The organism is Burkholderia sp. LAS2 (genome assembly GCF_018417615.1).
Taxonomy (GTDB): domain Bacteria; phylum Pseudomonadota; class Gammaproteobacteria; order Burkholderiales; family Burkholderiaceae; genus Burkholderia; species Burkholderia sola.
Map to the genome: position 1 here is coordinate 2,102,918 of NZ_CP071052.1, position 24,222 is coordinate 2,127,139.

At 67.5% G+C, this 24,222-nt stretch carries 24 protein-coding genes, 2 tRNA genes and 1 pseudogene; 18 read left to right on the plus strand and 9 right to left on the minus strand.

All coding sequences use genetic code 11. The features are described from left to right. Nucleotides 1–70 precede the first annotated feature (70 nt). The 3 genes from JYG37_RS09790 (at nucleotide 71) to JYG37_RS09800 (ending at nucleotide 4,303) form a co-directional block, all read left to right on the plus strand. Nucleotides 71–2,629 carry a fimbria/pilus outer membrane usher protein gene (locus tag JYG37_RS09790; RefSeq protein ID WP_060733861.1) on the plus strand — a complete coding sequence of 853 codons (2,559 nt, stop codon included), beginning with the start codon at nucleotides 71–73 and terminating at the stop codon, nucleotides 2,627–2,629. Next, nucleotides 2,626–3,594 (plus strand): fimbrial protein, encoded by a 969-nt coding sequence (locus tag JYG37_RS09795; protein ID WP_124630421.1) that lies wholly within the window; start codon nucleotides 2,626–2,628, stop codon nucleotides 3,592–3,594. The genes JYG37_RS09790 and JYG37_RS09795 overlap by 4 nt, the downstream gene beginning before the upstream one ends. Nucleotides 3,595–3,751: 157 nt before the next feature. Continuing rightward, the gene (locus JYG37_RS09800) at nucleotides 3,752–4,303 is read left to right on the plus strand and encodes a cytochrome b (RefSeq protein ID WP_050012542.1); all 552 of its coding nucleotides are present in this window, start codon (nucleotides 3,752–3,754) and stop codon (nucleotides 4,301–4,303) included. Between the two features lie 110 nt (nucleotides 4,304–4,413). Here JYG37_RS09800 and JYG37_RS09805 read toward each other — a convergent pair. After that, nucleotides 4,414–4,500, minus strand: a tRNA-Leu gene (locus JYG37_RS09805). Between the two features lie 249 nt (nucleotides 4,501–4,749). Here JYG37_RS09805 and rnr point away from each other — a divergent pair. From rnr to JYG37_RS09835, 6 genes and pseudogenes are all read left to right on the plus strand, one after another. Then, nucleotides 4,750–7,223, plus strand: a pseudogene (gene rnr / locus JYG37_RS09810) (ribonuclease R). 148 nt (nucleotides 7,224–7,371) lie between these two features. After that, on the plus strand, nucleotides 7,372–8,115 hold the full coding sequence (rlmB, locus tag JYG37_RS09815; protein WP_050012544.1) for a 23S rRNA (guanosine(2251)-2'-O)-methyltransferase RlmB: 744 nt from the start codon (nucleotides 7,372–7,374) through the stop codon (nucleotides 8,113–8,115). 104 nt (nucleotides 8,116–8,219) lie between these two features. Further along, nucleotides 8,220–9,092 carry an N-acetylmuramoyl-L-alanine amidase gene (locus JYG37_RS09820; protein WP_089488403.1) on the plus strand — a complete coding sequence of 291 codons (873 nt, stop codon included), beginning with the start codon at nucleotides 8,220–8,222 and terminating at the stop codon, nucleotides 9,090–9,092. Nucleotides 9,093–9,184: 92 nt separating this feature from the next. Further along, entirely contained in the window at nucleotides 9,185–9,880 is a 696-nt protein-coding gene (gene rpiA, locus JYG37_RS09825) for a ribose-5-phosphate isomerase RpiA (protein WP_213346055.1), read from the plus strand. 282 nt (nucleotides 9,881–10,162) lie between these two features. After that, nucleotides 10,163–10,879, plus strand: a complete 717-nt coding sequence (locus JYG37_RS09830; protein ID WP_060260460.1) for a FadR/GntR family transcriptional regulator — start codon at nucleotides 10,163–10,165, stop codon at nucleotides 10,877–10,879. 101 nt (nucleotides 10,880–10,980) lie between these two features. Then, nucleotides 10,981–11,970, plus strand: a complete 990-nt coding sequence (locus JYG37_RS09835) for a Gfo/Idh/MocA family protein (RefSeq protein ID WP_213346056.1) — start codon at nucleotides 10,981–10,983, stop codon at nucleotides 11,968–11,970. A 70-nt stretch (nucleotides 11,971–12,040) separates the two neighbouring features. Here JYG37_RS09835 and JYG37_RS09840 read toward each other — a convergent pair whose 3' ends face one another. The 7 genes from JYG37_RS09840 to JYG37_RS09870 all read right to left on the minus strand — a co-directional run bounded on the left by JYG37_RS09840 (nucleotide 12,041) and on the right by JYG37_RS09870 (nucleotide 17,330). Then, nucleotides 12,041–12,733, minus strand: a complete 693-nt coding sequence (locus tag JYG37_RS09840; protein ID WP_006484207.1) for an amino acid ABC transporter permease — start codon at nucleotides 12,731–12,733, stop codon at nucleotides 12,041–12,043. Between the two features lie 122 nt (nucleotides 12,734–12,855). Continuing rightward, a complete protein-coding gene (locus tag JYG37_RS09845) occupies nucleotides 12,856–13,650 on the minus strand; it encodes a cystine ABC transporter substrate-binding protein (RefSeq protein WP_050012549.1) in 795 nt (264 codons plus the stop codon). 99 nt (nucleotides 13,651–13,749) lie between these two features. Then, a complete protein-coding gene (locus JYG37_RS09850) occupies nucleotides 13,750–14,787 on the minus strand; it encodes a quinone-dependent dihydroorotate dehydrogenase (protein WP_012492588.1) in 1,038 nt (345 codons plus the stop codon). Nucleotides 14,788–14,885: 98 nt separating this feature from the next. Further along, on the minus strand, nucleotides 14,886–15,716 hold the full coding sequence (locus tag JYG37_RS09855; protein ID WP_050012550.1) for an arginyltransferase: 831 nt from the start codon (nucleotides 15,714–15,716) through the stop codon (nucleotides 14,886–14,888). A 33-nt stretch (nucleotides 15,717–15,749) separates the two neighbouring features. Further along, a complete protein-coding gene (gene aat / locus JYG37_RS09860; RefSeq protein WP_050012551.1) occupies nucleotides 15,750–16,514 on the minus strand; it encodes a leucyl/phenylalanyl-tRNA--protein transferase in 765 nt (254 codons plus the stop codon). A 10-nt stretch (nucleotides 16,515–16,524) separates the two neighbouring features. Next, complete coding sequence (locus tag JYG37_RS09865) at nucleotides 16,525–17,070, minus strand: NUDIX hydrolase (RefSeq protein ID WP_006476111.1); 546 nt, start codon at nucleotides 17,068–17,070, stop codon at nucleotides 16,525–16,527. A gap of 183 nt (nucleotides 17,071–17,253) precedes the next feature. Beyond that, a tRNA-Met gene (locus JYG37_RS09870) sits at nucleotides 17,254–17,330 on the minus strand. A gap of 197 nt (nucleotides 17,331–17,527) precedes the next feature. On the opposite strand from JYG37_RS09870, the gene JYG37_RS09875 reads away from it, so the two are divergent. The 3 genes from JYG37_RS09875 to JYG37_RS09885 are packed head-to-tail and all read left to right on the plus strand — an operon-like array spanning nucleotide 17,528 to nucleotide 19,553. Beyond that, nucleotides 17,528–18,025 (plus strand): heme-degrading domain-containing protein, encoded by a 498-nt coding sequence (locus JYG37_RS09875; protein ID WP_050012552.1) that lies wholly within the window; start codon nucleotides 17,528–17,530, stop codon nucleotides 18,023–18,025. A gap of 9 nt (nucleotides 18,026–18,034) precedes the next feature. Continuing rightward, entirely contained in the window at nucleotides 18,035–18,367 is a 333-nt protein-coding gene (locus JYG37_RS09880; RefSeq protein ID WP_371090929.1) for a DMT family transporter, read from the plus strand. 31 nt (nucleotides 18,368–18,398) lie between these two features. Continuing rightward, the gene (locus tag JYG37_RS09885) at nucleotides 18,399–19,553 is read left to right on the plus strand and encodes an enoyl-CoA hydratase/isomerase family protein (RefSeq protein WP_050012689.1); all 1,155 of its coding nucleotides are present in this window, start codon (nucleotides 18,399–18,401) and stop codon (nucleotides 19,551–19,553) included. 131 nt (nucleotides 19,554–19,684) lie between these two features. Here the strand turns inward: JYG37_RS09885 and JYG37_RS09890 are convergent, their stop codons facing one another. Continuing rightward, nucleotides 19,685–20,113, minus strand: coding sequence for a hypothetical protein (locus JYG37_RS09890; protein WP_006484223.1), 429 nt, complete (start codon nucleotides 20,111–20,113; stop codon nucleotides 19,685–19,687). A 341-nt stretch (nucleotides 20,114–20,454) separates the two neighbouring features. Between JYG37_RS09890 and ssuD the strand changes: the two genes are divergently transcribed. Genes ssuD through JYG37_RS09920 form a run of 6 tightly spaced genes read left to right on the plus strand, consistent with a single transcriptional unit; the run spans nucleotide 20,455 to nucleotide 24,158 of the window. Beyond that, nucleotides 20,455–21,612 (plus strand): FMNH2-dependent alkanesulfonate monooxygenase, encoded by a 1,158-nt coding sequence (ssuD, locus tag JYG37_RS09895; protein WP_050012553.1) that lies wholly within the window; start codon nucleotides 20,455–20,457, stop codon nucleotides 21,610–21,612. A 16-nt stretch (nucleotides 21,613–21,628) separates the two neighbouring features. Continuing rightward, nucleotides 21,629–22,441, plus strand: a complete 813-nt coding sequence (gene ssuC, locus JYG37_RS09900) for an aliphatic sulfonate ABC transporter permease SsuC (protein WP_050012554.1) — start codon at nucleotides 21,629–21,631, stop codon at nucleotides 22,439–22,441. Then, nucleotides 22,438–23,397 (plus strand): ATP-binding cassette domain-containing protein, encoded by a 960-nt coding sequence (locus JYG37_RS09905; protein WP_050012555.1) that lies wholly within the window; start codon nucleotides 22,438–22,440, stop codon nucleotides 23,395–23,397. Before ssuC ends, JYG37_RS09905 begins: the two co-directional genes overlap by 4 nt. Nucleotides 23,398–23,453: 56 nt before the next feature. After that, nucleotides 23,454–23,675 carry a TOBE domain-containing protein gene (locus JYG37_RS09910; RefSeq protein ID WP_213346057.1) on the plus strand — a complete coding sequence of 74 codons (222 nt, stop codon included), beginning with the start codon at nucleotides 23,454–23,456 and terminating at the stop codon, nucleotides 23,673–23,675. 32 nt (nucleotides 23,676–23,707) lie between these two features. After that, on the plus strand, nucleotides 23,708–23,905 hold the full coding sequence (locus JYG37_RS09915; RefSeq protein WP_050012556.1) for a hypothetical protein: 198 nt from the start codon (nucleotides 23,708–23,710) through the stop codon (nucleotides 23,903–23,905). 7 nt (nucleotides 23,906–23,912) lie between these two features. Continuing rightward, nucleotides 23,913–24,158, plus strand: a complete 246-nt coding sequence (locus JYG37_RS09920) for a hypothetical protein (protein WP_050012557.1) — start codon at nucleotides 23,913–23,915, stop codon at nucleotides 24,156–24,158. Nucleotides 24,159–24,222 lie beyond the last annotated feature (64 nt).

Consider the following 24,222-nt stretch of genomic DNA (forward strand, 5'->3'; position numbering starts at 1 on the left):
TTTACGACCTTTTCATCCTTCAGACCTCACGCGGCGCGCGTTCATCCGGCGCGCGCCGCGCCTTTCGTTCATGACACGACGCCTTCACCTGCTGCGCCGATGCGTGCTCGCGCTCGCCTCGACCCTCGCGATCGGATTGCCGATCGCGGGCGGCGGGTCCGCGCACGCGCAGACGGCATTCAATCCCGCGTTCCTCGCGTTCGGCAACACGCAGGCGGACGTGGACCTCGACGCGTTCGCCGAGGCGAACGTGCTGCTGCCCGGCATCCATCCGGTCGAGGTGGCGGTGAATGGCGAATCGTACGGCCTGAACGACATCCGCTTCGAGCGCGGCGCCCCCGACGAATCGGTACGGCCGTGCCTGAGCGCCGCGCAACTCGATGCGTTCGGCGTGAATCTCGCGGCGTTTCCGCGACTCGCGGATGCACAGGACAATGCGTCCGCTTGCATGAACCTGCGCGACGCGATGCCGGACGCGACCGTCACGGTAGACCCGGATCGCCAGGCGCTGTCGCTGACGGTCCCGCAGGCGAAGATGAAGCGGGTCCCGCGCGGCTCGGTCGATCCGTCGCGCTGGGACAACGGCATCGATGCGATGCGCATCGACTACCGTGTCAACGCCGCGCAGCGGCGCTACGGCGACCTGCCGTCGGGCCACGCGACGGAAGCCTACGGCAGCGTGCGCGCGGGCCTGAACCTCGGCGCGTGGCGCCTGCGCGGCAGCGCGATGGCGAACCGCAACGCGTCCGGTTTGCAGACGCAGTTCTCGAACGCCTATCTCGAACGCGACATCCCCGCGTGGCGCAGCCGCGTGACGCTCGGCGACAGCTTCACGTCCGGCAGCGTGTTCGACAGCGTGGCCTTCCAGGGCGTGCAGCTCGCGTCCGACGACACCATGCAGCCGGACAGCCAGCGCGGCTACGCGCCCGTCGTGCGCGGCATCGCGCAAAGCCACGCGAAGGTCGAGATCCGTCAGAACGGCTATCTGATCTACAACAGCTACGTACCGCCCGGCCCGTTCGAGATCGACGATCTGTATGCGGTCGCGTCGAACGCGGATCTCGAGGTGACGATCATCGAGGCCGACGGGCAGGCGCGCAGCTTCATTCAGTCGTCGGCGAGTATTCCGACCCTGCTGCGCCAGAACGCGTGGTCGTATCGCGCGGCCGCGGGCCGCCTGCGCGCCGATTCCGGCCGGCCGCAGTGGTTCGCGTCGGCGAGCGCCGCCTATGGCTTGCCGGGCGAGACGACGATCTACGGCGGCGCGACCTTCGCGAGCGGCTATGCGGCGCTGGCGGCCGGGGTCGCGCGCAACATGGCGCGCCTGGGCGCGGTGTCGGTCGACGTCACGCATGCGCGCCACCGGAACCACGCGGGGCAGGCGGGGGCCGGCAGCGCCGCGCGCCTGATGTTCGCGAAGGCGTTCGCGGCCACCGGCACCGAGCTGCGCGCCGCGCACCATCATTATTCAGACGGCTATCGCAGCCTGTCCGACGTCGCGGTGCGCTATGCGGCGTCGGTCGACCGGTGGGCGTATCGCGCCGGCAAGCGCAGCCGCAGCGAGCTGAGCGTGTCGCAGAACCTCGGACGCGCGGGCTCGCTGTACGTCAACGCGAGCCGGCGCACGTACCGCGACGGCGCGGGGGAAGACCGGCTGGTGCAGCTCGGCTATTCGGGTAGCGTATCGCGCGTGTCGTACAACGTGAGCGTCAGCCACGAGTCGCGCGCCCGCGGCGCGAGCAGCCGGCAGGTGTCGCTGAACCTGTCGCTTCCGATCGGCGGCGGGCGCACGGCGGCGCCTCGCGCGTACGGCAGCGCGACGCTGATCGCCGGCACTGCCGGCACGGAGCAGCGCGCGGGCGTGTTCGGCACGCTGCTCGCCGACGATAGCCTCAGCTATGGCGTCGACGCCGATCGATCGGCGAACGGCCTCGGCGGCGCCCTGAACCTGAACTATCGGGCGACGGCCGGCCAGTTCTCGGCCACCCACAACCAGGCGCGCGGCGGCTCGCAGACATCGGTCAGTGCCGCGGGCGGCGTGCTCGTGCACGGCGGCGGCGTGACGTTGTCGCAGCCGCTCGGCGAAACCGTCGCGCTCGTGCGCAGCGAGCGCGCGGCCGGCGTCGGCGTGGTGGCGCATGCCGGCGTGCGTACCGACCGCGCGGGTTATGCGGTCGTGCCGCATGTCACGCCGTACCGGCAGAACCGCATCGCATTGCGGACCGCGGAGCTCGATCGCCGGCTCGAGATCCGCAACGCGATCGTGCACGTCGTGCCGACGCGCGGGGCGGTCGTGCTGGCGCCGTTCGAGGTCGAGGCCGGGCGCCTGATGCTCGATCTGGTCGACGACGCGGGCAAGCCGGTGCCGTTCGGCGCGGCCGTGCTGACGGCGAACGGCAAGGCGGTCGGCATGGTCGGCCCGAACGGTCAGGGCTTCGTCACGGGGATCGACCGCGCCGGCGACCTGCTCGTGCGCTGGGGCATGCGTGCGGACGAACGCTGCGCGCTGTCGTACGACATCGGCGAATCGACCGCGCATCGCAATTTTCCCGAACTCGCGGCCGTCTGCTCGCGCGCGCATCCGGCGCTGCGGGCCGACGCCGCGTCAACCTCGTCATCCCGATCATGAAACCCTCGACTTTCCGATTTGCCGCGCGTCTGCGCCGCTGGGCGGCACTCGTCGCGCTGACGCTCGGTACGGCGCCCGCGTTCGCCACGTGCCTGAGCGCGCCCGAAGACTTCAATCCGCTCGAGTTCGGCCCGATCGCGGCCGACAGTGTCGACGCCGGCGGCATCGTCGCGTCGGCGCGTTTCACGCTGACCGTCACCTGCTCGCGCAACGGCCAGAACGTGCCCGAGCCACGCACGTTGCGGTATGCGAGCGAGTTCGGTCCGCTGCCGGGCATGAACCTCTGGGCGAGCAACCTGCCCGGGCTCGCGCTTCGCGTGGCGCGAGATGGCGAGGATCTCGGCGGCCAGACCGACGGGTTGCTCGGCGTGCATCCGGGCGATGGCACGGCGCGCGAGTACGTGATCGACGTGGAACTCGTCAAGACCGGGCCGGTGACGCCCGGCTTCCTGCAGGGGCAGGTGCTGAGCGTCGATGCATCGGCCGCGATTGGCGACCCCGACCACAACGTGGTGCACAAGCACATCACGAGCAGCTATGTGCGCGGTGTCGCCTGCACGGTCAATACCGATTCCAAGCATCTTGTCGTGCCGCTCGGCGCGGTGCCCGCGAACGCTTTCGATGGTCCGGGCTCGACCCGTGCGTCGCGGGAATTCGCGATCAACCTGACCTGCAGCCCGTATGGAGAAGCGCGGCCGACGCCGCTGTCGATCCAGTTGCTCGGCGAGACGGTGCCGGGCACGGCGGACGTGCTGAAGCTGCATGGCGACGCTGCCGCGCAAGGGGTGGGGATCCGCGTGCTGAAGGACGAAGCGCCGGTGGCGTTGAATGCGTGGCACAGCCTCGGCGATGCGACCGTCGGCGCGACCACGTTGCCGTTCACCGCGCAGTACTACCAGTACGGCGAGCGCGTGACGGCGGGTTCGGGCGACGGCGTGATGACATTCCTGATCGAGATGCGTTGACGCCGGCCGGCCACGCGGCGCTCGTCCGCGCGCCGGCCAGCGCCGGACCGGGCGTTTTGAAATCTTTGAGGATGCTTATCCATACCGGAATCGACGTCGATAATTTCATCCACTGTTCCAACACAACACTGCAATGGCAATCGATAAAGGATGAATCATGCATACGGTTTCTCAGACCAGTTTTCGGCAAGCGTCTTCGGATGACGGCCGCTACGATCGCTTTTCCCGCGCACTGCACTGGATCTTCGCGGTCGTGATCCTGTACACGATGGTGGCCGGATTCTCGCTGCACTTCATTACCCAGCCGGACGTCTGGCGTTTCGTGTCGACGCTCAACATGTCGCTCGCGAGCAGCCTGATCGTGCTGTTTCCGCTGCGCTACGTGTGGTCGTTCTTCCGTCGGACGCCGCCCGACATCGCGTCGATTCCTTCGAAGCAGCGGTCGATCGCGCATCTGGTGCACTCGCTGATTTACGCGCTCGTCGCGTTCGTGCTGTTCAGCGGCTTCGTGATGGTGCCGGACGGCTACTGGCTGTTCTGGGCGGTTTACGTGAATACGCCGTTCAGCGCGGGGCCGGTTACCGAGCACTGGTTCGTCCTGCACAAGATCGGCTGCTATCTGCTGGCATTGCTGGTGGTCGCGCACGCGGGCGCCGCGCTCAAGCACCATTTCGTGTCGAAGAACGGCGTGCTGAAGCGCATGCTTTGACGAGGCCGCCGCAGTGAGTCGATGAAAGGGAAGGCGGGCGCGCAGGCGCTTTACTTCCTGGGCCGAAAATGAAAAAAGGCCGGCTAGAAGCCGACCTTTTTAAATACAGATGGTGCCCAGGAGAGGACTCGAACCTCCACGATGTTGCCACCGCTAGGACCTGAACCTAGTGCGTCTACCAATTCCGCCACCTGGGCACGTTTTGCAGTAGCTGCTTGCTGCAAAGAAGCGAAATTATAGCGCCCCAATTATTCCTGTCAACACTTTTTTGCGATGCATCGCAAACCGGCCGTCGCCGCGCGCGCCGGCGGCATTCCCGTCTTTTGGCGACACGGGCGGGTGATAGAATGACCCGCCGCCGTCAATATAGAACTGTCAGACGGACACCTCTATGTTGATGCCGTGCACCATCAGTCAACGCAACGAGAACAATCATCGACAAACCCTTGAGCAAATATCCGTACCCCATTCCGAGCCGTGAAGAGATTCTCGGCGTGCTGCGTACGAGCGACGCGCCGCTGGCCGCCAACGACATCGCCGAAGCCCTGTCGATCAAGCGTCAGGAGCGCGAGGGGTTCTTCCGGCGTGTCGCCGCGATGGAGCGCGACGGCCAGATCCGCCTCGACAAGCGCGGCCACTACCAGTTGACCCATCCGTCGAATTTCGTCGCAGGGCGCGTGCAAGGGCATCGCGACGGCTACGGGTTCGTGATCCGCGACGACGGCCAGGACGACCTGTTCTTGCCGAACGGCGAAATGCAGAAGGTGATGCACAACGACCGCGTGCTCGCGCGGATCGTCGGCTACGATCGCCGCGGCCGGCCGGAAGGGCATGTCGTCGAAGTCACCGAGCGCGCGAACAAGCGTGTGATCGGCCGCCTGCTGAACGAGAACGGCGCGCTGATCGTCGCGCCGGAAGACAAGCGCATCGGCCACGACATCCTGATCACGCAGAACGTGAAGAAGGCGAAGGTCGGGCAGGTCGTCGTCGTCGAGCTGACCGATTTCCCGAGCCGTCATTCGCAGCCGCTCGGCCGTGTCGTCGAAGTGCTCGGCGACATCGACGATCCGGGCATGGAAATCGAAATCGCGGTGCGCAAGTACGGCGTGCCGCACGAATTCAGCCAGCCGGCGCTCGACGAAGCCGCCGCGCTGCCCGACAAGGTGCGCCCCGCCGACCTGCGTTTCCGCGTCGACCTGCGCGACGTGCCGCTCGTGACGATCGACGGCGAGGACGCCCGCGACTTCGACGATGCCGTCTACTGCGAGCCGGTCAAGGTCGGCCGCGGCGACGGCTACCGGCTGATCGTCGCGATCGCCGATGTGTCGCACTACGTGCAACCGGGTAGCGGGCTCGACGCCGACGCGCTCGAGCGCAGCACGTCGGTCTACTTCCCGCGCCGCGTGATCCCGATGCTGCCGGAGAAGCTGTCGAACGGCCTCTGTTCGCTGAATCCGCAGGTTGATCGCTGCGTGCTCGCGTGCGACATGGTGATCACCGGGCGCGGCGAGATCAAGGCATACCAGTTCTATCCGGCCGTGATCCATTCGGCGGCGCGCCTCACGTACACGGAAGTCGCGGCCGTGCTGTCGAACACGAAGGGGCCGGAGGCCGCGCGCCGCGCCGACCTGCTGCCGCACCTGCAGGATCTGTACGGCGTCTACAAGTCGCTGTTCGCCGCCCGTCAAAAGCGCGGCGCGATCGACTTCGACACGACCGAGACCTACATCGTCTGCAATTCGCAGGGCAAGATCGAGCAGATCGTGCCGCGCCAGCGCAACGACGCGCACAAGCTGATCGAGGAATGCATGCTGGCCGCGAACGTCTGCGCGGCCGATTTCCTGAAGCGCAACAAGCATCCGGGCCTGTACCGCGTGCACGCGGGGCCGACGCCGGAGAAGCTCGAGAACCTGCGCGCGTTCCTGCGCGGCATGGGCCTCTCGCTCGGCGGCGGCGACAAGCCGCATGCGAGCGACTACGCGGCGCTGATGGCGCAGATCCGCGACCGGCCGGACGCGCAGATGCTGCAGCCGATGCTGCTGCGCTCGATGCAGCAGGCGGTCTACAGCCCCGACAACATCGGTCACTTCGGTCTCGCATACGAGGCGTACGCGCACTTCACGAGCCCGATCCGCCGCTATCCGGACCTGCTCACGCACCGCGCGATCTACGCGATCCTGTCGGGCAAGAAGTACGCGCCGAAGGCGCCGGAAGGCTTCGAGCTGAATACCGCGTTGTCGCCGCGCGCCCGCGCGATGCAGCAGGCCGACGACGAAGCGCGCGGCCGTTCGCGCTCGAACACGGCGATCTGGGAAGAGCTTGGCCTGCACTGCTCGGCGAACGAGCGCCGTGCGGACGAAGCGTCGCGCGACGTCGAGGCGTGGCTCAAGTGCTACTTCATGCGCGACAAGCTCGGCGAGGAGTACGGCGGGATGGTGAACGGCGTGACGTCGTTCGGCATCTTCGTGCAGCTCGACACGCTGTTCATCGAAGGGCTCGTGCACGTGACGGAGCTCGGCTCGGACTACTTCCAGTACGACGAGATCAAGAACGAGCTGCGCGGCGAACGCACGGGCATCCGCTATCGCCTGTCGGATCGCGTGCGCGTGCAGGTGAGCCGCGTCGATCTCGATGCGCGCAAGATCGATTTCCGCCTCGTGCGCGATACGCCGGTGAAGGCGCCGCGTCCGTCGCCCGCGCCGGCTGCCGGCGTCGATCGCAACGGCGGCGGCCCGCGCGTGCGCTGCCGCCGGTCGACGAAGCCGCGCCGCGTCGCAAGCCGGCCGCGAGCGCGCCGAGCGTCGCGGTGAAGGAAGCGCGCGCCGCGCGTGGCGCCGCGAAGAAGAAGGGCGGCGGCGGTGGCGGCGGCGCACCCGCGAAGCCGACCGCGAAGAAGGCCCGCGCCCGCAAGAAGTATTGAGCGTTCGGGGCGGCGTACGCGCACGCCCCGCAGTATCGAGAGACGCCGCGTCACCGGTCATCGGCCGGCCACGCGGCGCTTTCCTTTTCCATGGATCGCGGCCGCGCACGTCGCACGGCCGCACGTTTGATCGAAGGTTGTTCCAGTCATGTCACGTCTGAAGGTTCTTTACGGTTTTCATGCGGTGACCGCACGTTTGCGGCACGATGCATCGACGGTGGCGGAGGTGCTGTACGACCAGACGCGCCGCGACCGCCGCATGCAGGACTTCCTGCACACCGCGAAGGAAGCGGGCGTGCGGCTGATCGCGGCCGACGAAACGCGCCTGTGGGGCCTCGCGCATACGGAGCGCCACCAGGGCGTCGTCGCGCGCGTCGAGGACATGCCGCTCGCGCAGAACCTGTCCGAGCTGCTCGACGGCATCAACGGGCCCGCGCTGCTGCTCGTGCTCGACGGCGTCACCGATCCGCACAACCTCGGCGCATGCCTGCGGGTCGCCGATTCGGCCGGCGCGCACGCGGTGATCGCGCCGCGCGACCGGGCGGTCGGCCTGAACGCGACCGCGGCCAAGGTGGCGAGCGGCGCGGCCGATACGGTGCCGTACATCACGGTGACGAACCTCGCCCGCGCGCTGCGCGAGCTGAAGGAGGCCGGCGTGTGGATTATCGGCACGTCGGACGAGGCGTCGGCGACGCTCTACGACACGAAGCTCGACGGCCCCGTCGCGCTCGTGATGGGCGCGGAAGGCGAAGGCATGCGCCGGCTCACGCGCGATACCTGCGACGAAGTGATGAGCATCCCGATGGCCGGCAGCGTCGAAAGCCTGAACGTGTCGGTCGCCAGCGGCGTGTGCCTGTACGAAGCCGTGCGCCAGCGGCGCGTGAAGGGCTGAGCCCGGGGCTGCCCCGTCCCGCGCGCGATGCGCGGGCGTCGAATGACCCGAACGACGCGCGTCGCGATGCAACGCGGCACGCGGCTCTGCGGAACCCGCGACCGATGACCCTGTTTCGTGTTGGCGTCTCCTGCGCCGTGCTCGGCCTGCTGGCGGCCTGCACGTCGCCGTCGCTCGTCGAACGCGACGCCTACTACGCCGACACGAGCCTGCACGCGCGCGGCGCCGATTCGCGGATCCGCTTTCTCGTGATGCATTACACCGAAAGCGACGAGACGAAATCGCTGCGCACGCTGACCGGCGAGTCGGTCAGCGTGCATTACGTCATCCCGCCGCAGCCGCGCACCGAGCGCGGGATGCCCGTCGTCTACCAGCTCGTTCCGGAAGCGCGGCGCGCGTGGCACGCGGGCGTCAGCGAGTGGCAGCGCACGACCGAGCTGAACGCGGTGTCGATCGGCATCGAGAACGTGAACCGCGGCCCGCTCGACGCGCAGCAGCGTACCTGGCAGCCGTATCCGCCCGAGCAGGTCGACGCGCTGATCCGTCTGTCGAAGGACATCGTCGCGCGCTACGGGATTGCGCCGACGCGCGTGGTCGGGCACAGCGACATCGCGCCGCAACGCAAGATCGATCCCGGCCCGCTGTTCCCGTGGCATGCGCTCGCGCAAGCCGGCGTCGGCGCATGGCCGGACGACGCGACCGTCGCCGCGCGGCTCGGCGGCCGCGACCCGCACGCGCCGGTCGACGTGCGCGACCTGCAGTTCAAGCTCGCGCGCTACGGCTACGACGTGCCGACCGACGGCGTGCTCGACACGCGCACGCAACGCGTGATCGCGGCGTTCCAGATGCATTTCCGGCCATCCGATTACGCGGGCAATCCGGACGCGGAAAGCGACGCGATCGCGCAGGCGCTGCTCGACAAGTACTTCCCCGGCACGCAAGCGTCGGCCCCCGCACCGGCGGCCGACACGCGGTGACTACGCGGCGTATCGCACGCCGAAAAACGCGGGGGCGTCCGCCGACTCCGGTAAACTGGCAGTTTTCCGCAATCCCGCAGCATTACCACGCCATGACTCAAGACGAACTCAAACGCCTCGTCGGCCAGGCCGCCGCCGATTACGTGATCCAGAACGTGCCGGAAGGCGCCGTGATCGGTGTCGGCACCGGCTCGACCGCCAACTGCTTCATCGACGCGCTCGCCGCCGTCAAATCGCGCTATCGCGGCGCCGTGTCGAGCTCGGTCGCCACGACCGAACGCCTGAAATCGCATGGCATCAAGGTGTTCGACCTGAACGAGATCGAGTCGCTTCAGGTGTACGTCGACGGCGCCGACGAAATCGACGCAGGCGGCGCGATGATCAAGGGCGGCGGCGGCGCGCTGACGCGCGAGAAGATCGTCGCGTCGGTGGCCGACACGTTCGTCTGCATCGCCGACGCCAGCAAGCGCGTGCCGGTGCTCGGCGCGTTCCCGCTGCCGATCGAGGTCGTGCCGATGGCGCGCACCGCGATCGGCCGGCGCGTGACCGCGCTCGGCGGCGTGCCCGTGCTGCGCGTGACGAAGGACGGCGCGCCCTACATCACCGATAACGGTAATGAGATCATCGACGTGAAGGGCCTGCAGATCGCCGATCCGCGCGGTTTCGAAGCGCAGCTGAACGCATGGCCGGGCGTCGTGACGGTTGGCCTGTTCGCCGAACGCGGCGCGAATCTGTGCTTGCTCAGCACGGAAAACGGCGTCGAAACGATCGTTTATCCGGCCGGCTGAAACTGAATGAGAAGCAGTCCGTAACGGTGCGGTATCGGCCGTCATGGATTGGATGGTTAAATCTTGTGGAAACCGGGGTCCGGCAGGCGCGGCGCGCTTCCCGGGCCTTTTTTTTAGCCGTATAAATCACCTCGTTCAAAAGAGGGATAACCCTGTCAGGTGTTTACCAGATAGCGAAATATCGTCGAACTCATCAACTTATAGATCATAAGAACAGAGTAGTAACCAGGGCCGGCGGAACTGCGGAGCAGGTGTTCGCAAATCGACGCACGGGGAGGTGTCATGGAGCAGGGCAAAGACCGGTCACTGGTCGCCAAAGTGATGGATGGGCTTGTCGCGGGTATCGTCGAGGACAAGTACGGCGGCATCTTGCCGCCGCAGGACGTGCTGTCGAAAGAGTTCGATGTGAGCCGCACGGTCATGCGGGAAGCGTTGTCGATGTTGCTTGCGCGCGACATGCTCGACGTGCGTCCGAAAGTCGGGACGCGCGTGCGGCCGATGCGCGACTGGCGGATGATCGACGAGGACGTTGTGAGCTGGCGCTTTCGGGCAAAACCCGATCCGCAGTTCATGCGCGACGTCATCGAATTCCGGATGCTGATCGAGCCACGTGCGACCGCGCAGGCGGCGGTGCGTGCGACGGCGGCCGACATCGCGGGCATTCGCGAAGCGTTCGATGCGTTCAAGGTGCTGCAGCCGGGCGACCCCGGCTACGACACGGCGGACGAGCTGCTGCATACGCGGATCGTCCAGGCGAGCGGCAACCAGTTCTTCCAGCAGATGGCGGCGATCGTGCGCGGAGCAGTGCGTCTCGTGAATCCGCGCGTCGTGCAGAAGGAGGGCGCGCACGACACCGCGGTGAAGGCACATGCGCGCGTCGTCGATGCGATCGAGCGGCGCGACCCGCGCGAAGCCGAAGCGGCGTCGCTCGCGCTGATCGATTTCAGCGCGGACGAGATTTCGCGCGATTTCTCGGTCGACGTGCCGGTGCGCGCCTGACGCGGCGCGTGTCGCTCATCCTCGTGCCGCCGGGCCGTTTATCATGACGGCCGGCCGGCAGCGTGCCGGCCACCGTCATACGACCGACACGGAAGATCAGGATGAACGACAACGACCATCGCCCGGTGCGCTTCGGCATCGTCGGTGCAGGCAGCATTGCGCGCCGCTTCGCGCAAAGCCTCGCACACGTGCCGGGCGCCACGCTCACCGGCGTCTGGGCCCGCCGCGCCGACGCGGCTGCGGCCTTCTGCGGGGCATACGGCGGCACGCCTGCCGCGCGCCTCGACGCGCTCCTCGCGAGCGACGAAATCGACGCGGTCTACATCGCGACGCTCCATGACAGTCACGCGCAGTACACGCTGGCCGCGCTGGCTGCCGGCAAGGCCGTGCTGTGCGAGAAACCCGCGGCGCTGAACGCCGCGCAACTCGACACGGTGCTGGACGCGGCGCGCGATGCCGGGCGGCTCTTCATGGAGGCGATGAAGCCCCCATTCTTCCCGCTGTATCGTCAACTGCGTGCGCACCTGCGTGACGATCCGATCGGCGAGATCCGGCTCGTGCGGGCGGGCTGCGCATCGTCGTCGGTGCCGGACGACCATTCCGTCTATCGGCTCGATCGCGCAGGCGGCGCGTTGCTCGACATCGGCATCTACGAGGCGTTTCTCGCTGTCGACTGGCTCGGCGCGGCGCGCGACGTACAGACGCTCGGCCGCGTCGGTGCGACCGGTGTCGACCTGTTCGCGAGCCTGAACAGCGTGCATGCGAACGGCGGGATCGCGCAGCTCTTTTGCGGGCTCGACGTGATGGGGCGCGGCGACGCGCTGATCGCCGCGGCCGGCGGCCACGTGACGATTCACGAGAAGTGGTGGAACCCCGAGCGTGCGACGATCCGCTATGCGGACGGGCGCACCGTCGAACTCGACGCACCGGCCGCGGGCGGCGGGCTGAACTACGAAACCGCGCATTTCTGCGACCTGCTGCGCGCGGGCGAGACCGAAAGCCCGATCATGACGCACGACCATTCGCGGCAGATGATTGCGATGACCGATGCGGCGCGCGCCGTGCTCGGCGTGCGCTATTCGGGCGAATAGGCGGAATGGACGAAACAGGCGGAAAGGAGGGCGCCGGGCCCGCGAGCGCGGCCCGGCGTAACTGCGCGGCTCAGTGCCGCGACGGCAGCGACAGGCGCTTTTCGTACCAGCGCTGCACCCATTCGAGAATCTGGCACAGGATCCAGTACACGGCCGCGGCGGCGAGATAGAGCGGCAGCGGCTGATAGGTCGCCGCGATCACTTCCTGCGCGCTGCGCAGCAGTTCGGTCACGGTGATCACCGACACGAGCGACGTGTCCTTGATCAGGCTGATCAGGCTGTTCGACAGGCTCGGCACCGCGATGCGCAGCGCCTGCGGGCCGATCACGTAGCGCAGCGTCTGGCCCCACGACAGCCCGAGGCTGTATGCGGCGAGCCATTGGCCGCGCGCGATCCCGTTGATCGCGCCGCGCATGCTTTCCGACATGTAGGCCGCGACGTTCGCGGACAGTGCGATCACGCCGGCCGGCGTCGGGTCGAGCGAGATGCCGAGGCTCGGCAGCCCGTAATAGATCACGAAGATCTGCACGAGCAGCGGCGTGCCGCGCATCAGGCTCACGTACGCGCGCGCCAGCCACGCGAGCGCGTTGACCCAGATGCGCTCGAAGCCGTCGAGCGCTTCGCTTTGCCGGATGCCCATCATCGCGAGCACGACGGCGCCAAGCAGGCCGAACACCATCGACAGCACGGCGAACTTGACGGTCAGTACGGCACCCTGGGCGAGCACCGGCAGCGATTGGACGAGCAGGGACGTTGTCGACATGGAATACGAAGCGAATGCGTGCGCGAAAGCGCAATCATAAACCGGACCGATAAAACAAAGGGCGGCATCGTTGCGGATGCCGCCCTTTCCGGCCCGCCGTCAGGCGGGAAATGCAGGCGTGCTTACTTGATCGGTTTCGTCACGTCGATGCCGAACCACTTGTCGGAGATCTTCGTGAACGTGCCGTCGGCCTCGAGCTGCGTCATCGCGTCGTCGATCGCCTTCTGGAACTTCGGGTTGCCCTTCTTGAACGGGATACCCGACGGGTTCGCCGAACCGACGTTCGCGCCCGGGCGCAGCGGCAACTGCGAGTTCTTCGTCAGGTACGCGAGCATCAGGCGGTCGTTGAGCGCCGCGTCGAGGCGGCCGGCCGCGAGATCGCGCAGGTACTCGGGCGCGCCCGGGTACGTCTTCACGTCGATGCCGGGCACCGATTTCGCCATGTCCATGTAGTTGGTGCCGAGCGCGACGCCGAGCTTCTTGCCCTTCAGGTCTTCCAGCGACTTGAACTCGCGCGTGTCGTCCTTGCGCTGGATCAGCTGCGCGGACGAGAACGTGTACGCAGGCGAGAAGTCGAGCGTTTCCTTGCGCTTGTCGGTGATGCCGACCTGGTTGGCGATCACGTCGAACTTGCCCGCCTGCAGGCCCGCGATGATGCCGCTCCATTCGGTCGTCACGAACTCGGCCTTCACGCCGAGCTTCGCGGCGACGGCCTTCGCGATGTCGACGTCGAAGCCGACGAGTTCGCCTTGCGGGTTCTTCGAGTTGAACGGCGGGAACGTGCCTTCGAGGCCGACGCGCAGCGTGCCGCGCTGCTTGACCTGGTCGAGGAGGTCGGCCGCGTGGGCGGTTGCCGCAGCGAACGACGTGCCGATCACGCCGGCAACCAGCAGCTTCTTCAACAGCGAAAATTTCATCGTGTGTGTCCTTGCCCTGTCCGGGTCAATGATTCTGATCGTGAAGCGATGATAGCAAAAATGCTATCGATATCTAAATAAAGTTTGTTTATGGCTATATTACGCGGTGCGTTCGCGGGCGATCGCCTTCACGCATTCGGACACGAGCGCCGGGCCGCGATAGATGAAGCCGGTATAGAGCTGGACGAGCGCCGCGCCGGCCGCGAGCTTCGCACGGGCATCCTCGCCCGAGAAAATGCCGCCGACGCCAATGATCGGCACGTCGTTGCCGACTTCGGCGTGCAGCTTGCGGATCACCTCGTTCGACGCGTCGAACACCGGGCGGCCCGACAGGCCGCCGGCTTCGTCCGCGTGCGGCAGGCCCTGGACGGCCGCGCGCGACAGCGTCGTATTGGTGGCGATCACCGCTTCGATCTTGTGGCGCAGCAGCGTGTCGCCGATTTCCTTGACCTGCTCGTCGTCGAGATCGGGCGCGATCTTCAGCGCGAGCGGCACGAGCTTGCCGTGCAGGTCGGCGAGGCGCTGCTGCTTGTCCTTCAGCGCGGCGAGCAGCGCGTCGAGCTCGCCCGCGCCCTGCAATTGGCGCAGGTTCTTCGTGTTCGGCGACGAGATGTTGATCGTCACGTAGCTCGCGAACGGGTACACGCGCTCGAGGCAGTACAGGTAATCCTCGGCCGCGCGTTCGATCGGCGTGTCGGCGTTCTTGCCGATGTTCAGGCCGAGGATGCCGCGATAGCGGGCGGCCTGCACGTTCTTCACGAACTGGTCGACGCCGTGGTTGTTGAAGCCCATTCGGTTGATCAGCGCTTCGGCCTGCGGCAGCCGGAACATCCGCGGGCGCGGGTTGCCGGGCTGCGGGCGCGGCGTGACCGTGCCGACCTCGATGAAGCCGAAGCCGAGCGCCGCGAGGCCGTCGATGGCCGCGCCGTCCTTGTCGAGGCCGGCCGCGAGGCCGACCGGGTTGCGGAACGTGAGCCCCATCACGGTGCGCGGCGCGTCGGGCACGCGGGCCGACAGCGCGCAGGCGAGGCCCGTGCGTCCGGCCGCGCCGAGCGCGCGCAGCGTAAGGTGGTGAGCGTCTTCCGCATCCATTTTGAACAGGGATGCGCGGGCCAGCGGGTAGAGGGAACTGAACACGGGAATGGGGCGGACGGCCGAAATGAATGACAACCCGCTATTTTACCGGGAGTTGCGCGGCACGGGCGTGCTTCGCTTCGTAGCCGCCGCGACGCGTGTCAGCCCGAGCCGGAATGTCCGCCCGGCAACGGCGCGCGCGCCAGCGCCGCGTCGACGGGCGGCAGGTCGATCCGTTCCGGATCGAGCGTCTTCCAGCGGCCGTCGATCAGCCCTTCGAGCGGATGGAAGTTCGCCTTGTAGGCCATCTTCGGGCTCTCGCGGATCCAGTAGCCGAGGTACACGTAGGGCAGCCCGAGGCTCTTCGCCTGCTCGATCTGCCACAGGATGTTGTAGGTGCCGTAGCTCGTGTGCCGGTCGTCGGGCTCGAAGAACGTATAGACCGACGACAGCCCGTCGCCGAGGATGTCGATCATGCTGACCATCCGCAGCTTGCCGGGTTCGCCGCCCGGTGCGTCGAGGTCGCGGAATTCGACGAGGCGCGAGTTGATCCGGCTTTGCAGCAGGAACTGTTCGTACTGGTCGCGACTGTCGCGATCCATGCCGCCGCCCGCGTGGCGCGCGGACTGGTAGCGCATGTAGAGCGCGTAGTGCTCTTCGTCGTAGTGCAGCGGCGACACCGTCGCGACCAGCGTGCGGTGCCGCTTCCACATCCTGCGCTGCGTGCGCGTCGGCGCGAACTCGCCGACCGGCACGCGTACCGGCACGCATGCGCGGCAGCCGTCGCAGTACGGACGGTACGTGAAGACGCCCGAGCGGCGGAAGCCGGCCTTCACGAGTTCGGTGTAGATGTCGGAATTGATCAGGTGGCTCGGCGTCGCGACTTGCGAGCGTGCGATGCGGCCGTCCAGATAGCTGCACGGATAGGGCGCCGTTGCATAGAATTGCAACGCCGAAAGCGGTGAAAGCGGCAGCTCAGTCGGGTGAGTCATGGGCAGCTCTCGATGCAGGGAAGGAGTGCCGCGCTAGCGCTCGCTCCCGGTGGGCGCCGCCGTTTCGGCGGGGCTCGTCAGCGCGGCGAGCACGCGCTTGTCGAACTGCCACGGAATCGGCGGTTCGGCTGCCGCGCGGCGCACGTGAGCGACAAAGGCCTGGCGTGCGATCTCGCGGCCGCCGAGCGACGCTAGATGCGACGTATTCTGCTGGCAGTCTATCATTTCCAACCCCTGCTCGCGAAGGTGCGCGACGAGCGCGGCCAGCGCGATTTTCGATGCATCGGTCACGTCCGCATACATCGACTCGCCGAAAAACATCCGGCCGAACGACACGCCATAGAGGCCGCCGACGCGGCGCCCGTCGTGCCACGTTTCGATGCTGTGCGCGTTGCCGGAGCGGTAGAGCGACGTATAGGCGTCGATGATCTCGGCGGTGATCCAGGTGCCGCGCTGCCCGCGGCGCGGCGCCTGCGCGCACGCGCGCATCACGCCGGGAAAGTCGTGATCGACGCGCACTTCCCATTCCGGCGTGCGCAGCACGCGCTTCAGCGTCTTGCGCAGCGACGGCGACACCTTGAATTCGGCCGGCACCAGGATCATGCGAGGGTCGGGGCTCCACCACAGCACCGGCTGGCCGTCCGAGTACCACGGGAAGATGCCGCGCCGGTACGCGTCGATGAGGCGCGACGGCAGCAGGTCGGCGCTCGCGGCGAGCAGCCCGGGCGCGCCGGTCGCGGGGCCGAGCGCGCGTTCGATGGACGGAAACGGATCGTCCGGGCCGAGCCAGGGAACCATGGGTGGGGGCTCAGCCGTTGCGCAGCGAGCGGAAGATATCGCCGGTGTGCACGCCGTAGTCGCCGGCTGCGCGATCGGCGAAGAAGAAGCGCAGCGTCTGGCTGACGGTCGGGAACGCGATCTCGTCCCACGGAATGTCGGCTTCGTCGAACAGTTTCACTTCGAGGCTTTCCTCGCCGGCTTCGAAACCCGGATCGGTGAGCCGCGCGAGGTAGAACAGGTGGACTTGATGCACGTGCGGCACGTTGAGCAGCGTGAACAGGTTCTGCACCTCGACGCGCGCGCCGGCTTCCTCGAGCGTTTCGCGCGCGGCGGCTTCCGCGGTCGTCTCGCCCATTTCCATGAAACCCGCCGGCAGCGTCCAGAATCCGTAGCGCGGTTCGATCGCACGGCGGCACAGCAGGATCTGGTCGCCCCAGACCGGCACCGTGCCGACGACGTTGCGCGGATTCTGATAGTGGATCGTGCCGCAGTGATCGCAGACGAAGCGTTCACGGTTGTCGCCAGGCGGAATGCGCGCGAGGACTTCGTGACCGCAGACGGAGCAGAATTTCATGTCGAGTGGAAGGGACGAGGTGATGCGAGTGTATCACCGGCCCGCGGCATTCTTGAACGCCTGCGCATGCGGCGGCGTGTCGGGCGAAACGGCGCGCGCGTGCGCGAAGAGGGCGCGGCGTCCGGACGCGCGAAAACAAAAAGCCCGGCGCGAGGCCGGGCTTTTTGCGACATTCTGGACGGTTGGTTGCGGGGGTAGGATTTGAACCTACGACCTTCGGGTTATGAGCCCGACGAGCTGCCAGACTGCTCCACCCCGCGTCCGTCGAAGAAATGAATTATATGGGCTAACCCAGATGCGTGCAAGTGTTTTCTGACAACCGCATGGCAGGCGCTGGTGGGGCCGGTACGCGGTGGCACGTGCGCTAGAATCGAGCGGTTTGTGTCGCCATCCCGGCAGCGGCGCTGCGCGATCGCATCGGCGCCGCTGCAATTCTCATTACTGCATCGACGGATACATGGATATCGCTCACGATCTGCAATCGATCGGCGCGCAGGAACAGGCGCTCGTGTTTCCCCATTTCGACCCGGCCCGCGCGTGGGCGCTCGGCAACCGGATGCACGCGCTCGCGACGTCGCGCGGCCATGCGATCGCGATCGACATCGTCACGTTCGGCCAGCCGCTGTTCTACGCGGCGCTCGCCGGCGCGACGCCGGACAACGCCGACTGGGTGCGCCGCAAGCGCAACGTCGTCGCGCATTTTCGCCGCAGTTCGTACGCGATCGGCCTGCGCATGCAGCAGGCCGGCGCGACGCTCGCGGACAAGCACGGGTTGCCGGTCGCCGACTATGCGTCGCACGGCGGTTCGTTTCCGCTGACCGTCGCCGGCGCCGGCGTGATCGGCTCGATCACCGCGTCCGGGCTGCCGCAGCGCGCGGACCACGAGTTCGTCGTCGAGGCGCTGTGTGCGGAACTCGGTCACGACTACGCGGTACTGGCCCTCGCAAGGAGCTGAGCCATGCAACTGCCCGGTTACGCATGGCTCGCGATCGCGATCGTCGCGGAAGTGATCGGCACGTCCGCGCTGCGCGCGGCGGACGGCTTCACGCGCCTCTGGCCGTCGGTGCTCGTCGTCGCCGGTTACGGCGTCGCGTTCTACTGCCTGTCGCTCACGTTGCGCACGATGCCCGTCGGCATCATCTATGCCGTCTGGTCGGGCGCCGGCATCGTGCTGATCACGCTCGTCGCGATGCTGCTCTATCGCCAGGTGCCGGACGTGCCGGCGGTGATCGGTCTCGGGCTGATCATCGCGGGCGTCGTGGTGCTGAACCTGTTCTCGAAGATGCAGGCGCACTGAGCGTGCGACTGCCGTTTGCCGGATGACCGTCATGACCGATTCCACTCCCGCCGCCGTTTCCGCCGAATCCGCCCAGCCTGACGTGCGCGCGTACGTCGCGAACCGCATCGGCTTTCTCGAACTGAACCGGCCGAAGGCGCTGAATGCGCTGTCGGTCGGCATGATCCGGCTGATGCAGCAGGCGCTCGACGCGTGGCGCGACGATCCCGACGTCGTCGCGGTCGTCGTGCACAGCCCGCATCCGCGCGCATTCTGCGCGGGCGGCGACGTGCGCTTCTTCCACGACGCGTGGCGGCGCGGCGACCGCGATGCGGTCGACACGTTCTTCATCGACGAATACACGCTGAACCATGCGATCTTCACGTATCCGAAGCCGTACATCGCGCTGATGCACGGCGTCGTGATGGGCGGCGGCATGGGGATATCGCAGGCGGCGCGGCATACGGGCGGCCTGCGCGTCGTGACCGACTCGACGAAGATGGCGATGCCCGAAACGCGCATCGGCCTGTTCCCGGACGTCGGGATGAGCTGGTTTCTCGCGCGCACGCCCGGCGCGATCGGCCGCTATCTCGCGGTGACCGGCGCGACGCTCGACGCGGCCGGTGCGCTGTACGCGCAACTCGCCGACGTCTATCTGCCCGACGCCGCGCTGCCGGCGCTGCTCGACACGCTGCGTACCGCGCGCATCGACAGCGGCGCGCAGGCCGTCGCATGCGTGAAACATGCGGCAGCCGCGCACAAGGTCGTGCCGACGCCCGACACGTCGGCGCTCGCCGATGCGCGTGCCGGGATCGACCGGCATTTCGCGCAGCCGGACATCAACGCGATCCTCGCGTCGCTCGACGCCGAGCAGGATTGCGCGGCGGTCGACGGCTGGGTCGAGAAGGCGACCCACGCGACGCGCGAGCAGTTGTCGCCGCTGTCGATGGCCGTGTCGCTCGAAGTCGTCGAACGCGCGCGCGGCGCGACGATGGCCGATTGCCTGCGGCGCGATCTCGATCTCACGCGCTCGACCTTCGCGCGCGGCGACGTGATCGAAGGCGTGCGCGCGCTGATCGTCGACAAGGATCACCAGCCCGTGTGGCGTTTCAAGTCGGCTGCCGACGTCCGGCGCGCCGACGTGCTCGCGATGTTCGACAGCCCGTGGGCGCCCGACGCGCATCCGCTGCGCGAGCTGAAGGACTGACGTCGATCAGGCTGACCCGCGCGAGCCGATCGACGCGCGACACGGAAACGAAAAGGCCGCGCGCACGATGCACGCGGCCTTTTTCATGGAAGTCGGCCGGGCCTGAAGGGCGCGTCGCCCGCGCCGCGGCGTTATTCGTCGCCCGCGTCGTCCGACATGAACGCGCGCATGAACACGAGCGCGCCGAAACCCCACACCGCATTGGCCGCGAAGCCGGCCGCGAGCACGGGCATCATGTTGCCCGACGGCCAGATGCCGCGCAGCGGATCGATCGCGAACACGCGAGCCGCCGTCAGCACGATGCCGCCGAACACGAGTGCGCCGATCCACGATGCTTCGCGTTCCGGCGACACGCGCAACAACCACGCCATCGGAATCGCGCAGCACGCGCTGATCAGCGCATTCGCGACAAATTCAGGAATGCCGAGCGGCGCGAACGGTTGTGTCGAGAAGCCGGTTGCGGCGATCAGGTCGGCCGTGTGAAGGAGGGCCAGCGTGGCCTCGCGGAAGAACAGTGCGGCCAGGAAGCCGGACAGGAAGGGCAGGATGACTTTCTGCATCGATGAGTGCACCGCAGGCGCGCACGGCCGGGGCCGGGCGCGCGGAGTTATTCGGATAGGTGCGCCATTATAGGGCCCGGCCGCGGCGATATTCGCTCCAGCGTCGTGCTAATCACGAAAGCGGAAAACCTAAGCTCAAAAAAATCGTTCCAAAGCCCTGTACCGGTCCCTAGACTGATTTCCCAGAAACAGCCGTGCAATCGCGTCCTCGTCCGCGGCACGGCCTGACCGGCGAGCCATCCCGATTCGAATGCACACCATGCATGCGTCGCTCATCCGCGACGCGAGCAGGGCGATGTCTTTTTCAAATTTCGGCAGTGACAGTCAAGCAGGAGCAGCAGATGAATGTGTTCTGGTTTATCCCCACGCATGGCGACAGCCGCTATCTCGGCACGGCCGAAGGCGCGCGAGCCGCGGACTACGATTACTTCAAGCAGGTCGCCGTGGCGGCCGACACGCTCGGCTACGACGGCGTGCTGCTGCCGACCGGCCGTTCCTGCGAGGATGCGTGGGTCGTCGCGTCGAGCCTGATTCCGGCGACGCAGCGCCTGAAGTTCCTGGTCGCCGTGCGTCCCGGCATCGCTTCGCCGGGGCTGGCCGCGCGGATGGCCGCGACGTTCGACCGCCTGTCGGGCGGCCGCCTGCTGATCAACGTCGTCACGGGCGGCGATGCGGCCGAGCTCGAAGGCGACGGCCTGTTCGCCGATCACGACACGCGCTACGAGATCACCGACGATTTCCTGAACATCTGGCGCGGGCTGCTGACCGCGTCGCACGACAACGGCGGATTCGACTACATCGGCAAGCACCTGCAGTCGAAAGGCGGCAAGGCGCTTTATCCGCCGGTGCAGCATCCGCATCCGCCGCTGTGGTTCGGCGGCTCGTCGCCGGCCGCTCACGCGATTGCCGCCGATCACATCGATACCTACCTGACCTGGGGCGAGCCGCCCGAGGCCGTCGCGAAGAAGATCGCCGACATCCGCGCCCGTGCCGACGCGCGCGGCCGCAAGATCAAGTTCGGCATCCGCCTGCACGTGATCGTGCGCGAGACCGAGGACGAAGCATGGCGCGACGCCGAGCGGCTGATCAGCCGGCTCGACGACGACACGATCGCGCGGGCGCAGAAGGCGTTCGCGAACATGGATTCGGAAGGCCAGCGCCGGATGGCCGCGCTGCACGGCGGCAAGCGCGGCGGCCGCGAGGCGCTCGAGGTCTATCCGAACCTGTGGGCCGGCGTGGGGCTGGTGCGCGGCGGCGCCGGCACGGCGCTCGTCGGCAATCCCGAGCAGGTCGCCGAACGCATGCGCGAATACGCGGATCTCGGTATCGAGACGTTCATCCTGTCCGGCTATCCGCACCTCGAGGAGTCGTATCGGTTCGCGGAACTCGTGTTCCCGCTGATCAAGGGCCAGGGTGTCGAGAAGGCGGCCGGTCCGTTGTCGGGGCCGTTCGGCGAGATCGTCGGCAACAACTATCTGCCGAAGACGAGCCAGAGCTGAGCGACGGAGGCTTGCGATGACAACGAAAACGTCGAAGACGGGCGTCGCCGTGGCCGCCCGCGCATGGCGCGGCGTCGCGCCGTGGCTCGTGCCGCTCGCGTTGCTGGTGGTGTGGGAAGTCGGTGCGCGCACCGGCTGGCTGTCGACCCGCGTGCTGCCCGAGCCGGTGGCGGTCGTGCGCGCGGCCTGGTCGCTCGTGACGTCGGGCGAAATGTGGGCGAACGTGAAAGTGAGCACGTGGCGCGCGCTGTTCGGCTTCGCGATCGGCGGCGGCGTCGGCCTCGCGCTGGGGCTTGCGACCGGGCTGTCGAAGGCCGCCGAGGTCGCGCTCGACTCGACGATCCAGATGATCCGCAACATCCCGGCGCTCGCGATGATTCCGCTCGTGATCCTGTGGTTCGGCATCGACGAGAAGGCGAAGCTGTTCCTCGTCGCGCTCGGCGTGTTCTTCCCCGTCTACATCAATACGTATCACGGGATCCGCTCGGTCGACGCGAACCTGATCGAGATGGCGAAGAGTTACGGCGTGCGCGGCTTCGCGCTGTACCGCGACGTGATCCTGCCGGGCGCGCTGCCGTCGATTCTCGTCGGCGTGCGTTTCGCGCTCGGGCTGATGTGGGTGATGCTGATCGTCGCGGAAACGATCTCCGCGCAGTCGGGCATCGGCTACATGACGATGAACGCGCGGGAATTCCTGCAAACCGACGTGGTGGTGGTCGGCATCCTGCTGTACGCGGTGCTCGGCAAGCTGGCCGATGTGCTGGCGAAATGGATCGAGCGCGTGACGCTGCGCTGGCACCCCGCCTATCAATCAGGAGCAAAGGCATGAATGCGACGACTTCGGCGGCCGCCTACGGCCCGCTCGCCGGCGCAGACCTCGAGGCCGAGCTGGCGCAGGCCCGCGTCGCGGACGGCGATGCGCGCGATGCGGCCATCCTCGAACGTGACGGCGGCGCATCGGTCGTGCCGCTCGCGCGGCGGCGCGCGGGCGGTCCGGCATCCGACGACGCGGTCACGCTGTCGGGCGTCAGCAAACGCTTCGGCGCCCGCACGGTGCTCGACAACGTCGAGCTGAACATCGCGCGCGGCAGCTTCGTCGCGATCGTCGGCCGCAGCGGCTGCGGGAAATCGACGCTGCTGCGTCTCGTCGCGGGACTCGAGCAGCCGAGCAGCGGCGCGCTCGTGACGCACGGCGACGGCGGCGGCGCGCTCGATACGCGGATCATGTACCAGGACGCGCGCCTGCTGCCGTGGAAGACCGTGCTGCAGAACGTGATGCTGGGCCTCGGCCGCGGCGCGCGCGACCGGGCCCGCGCGGTGCTCGACGAAGTCGGGCTGCTGGAACGCGCGAACGACTGGCCCGCGCAACTGTCGGGCGGGCAGCGGCAGCGCGTCGCACTGGCCCGTGCGCTCGTGCACCGGCCGCAACTGCTGCTGCTCGACGAGCCGCTCGGCGCACTCGATGCGCTGACCCGCATCGAAATGCACGCGCTGATCGAGCGCCTGTGGCGCGAACATCGATTCACCGCGCTGCTCGTCACGCACGACGTGCAGGAAGCCGTCGCGCTCGGCGACCGCATCCTGCTGATCGAGCAGGGGCGGGTGGCGCTCGACCAGCCGGTGCCGCTCGACCGGCCGCGTGCCCGCGCGTCGGCGGCCTTCGCGGCACTCGAGGATCGCGTGCTGAAACGCGTGCTCGCCGGCGGCCCCGGCGCGGTCGATCAAGACACGCAGCATGAAGCAGACAAGGTTCGACCGGTCGGGCAGATCCGCTGGGCCGTTTAATGCCGGGCGGCTCCGGCCGCCCGTTCTGAGACTTTTTCTTCGGAGCGATCATCCCGATGAGCATCACCGCAATCAACGTACGTAACCAGTTCAAGGGCAAGGTCAAGGAGATCATTCGCGGGTCCGTGGTCTCCGAAGTCGACGTCGAGACGCCGTTCGGCATCGTCACGTCGGTGATCACCACCCGTTCGGTGGACGAACTCGAACTGAAGGTCGGCGCCGCATCGCATTCGTGGAGCGCGTTTGCCTCGGTATTCGACTGCCGGACGAAGTGCTAGGATGGAACGACACCGATGCCGGAGGCGAACGCATGACCCCCATCCTTTCCCCCGAAGCCATCGAGGCGCTGAAATGGATCGACCAGTTCGGCGACAGCCGGCCGGTTCCCGCCGCGTTCAATGACGTTATCTACGCATTGCTGAACGACGGGCTGATCTATCAGGCGACGGCCGACCGGGTCGACCTGACGGCCGATGGCCGGTCATTTTTGTCAGACGAATACGATTGAGCGCGCGATGGAACCGAGAGGCAGCGACCTCGGCGATTTCAGCGAGCCGTACCGCGGCTTCGAGATCGAGGTGAAGACCGAGCAGGTCTGGGACGGTGAGCATGCGCATTACCGCGTGCTGCGAGGAGATACCGTGCGGATCGACTGGCGGCTGGTCAAGGTCGACGGGATGCTGCTAACCGAGCGGCACGTGATCGAGCGCGTGTTCGACGAGGCGCGCCGGGCGGTCGATGCGGAGCTGGGCGACCGGTAGCGCGCGTGTCGGGCGGGCATGGCCGGGATTGCGGTAAAATACCCGGTTGTTTCCGCGCCGCCTG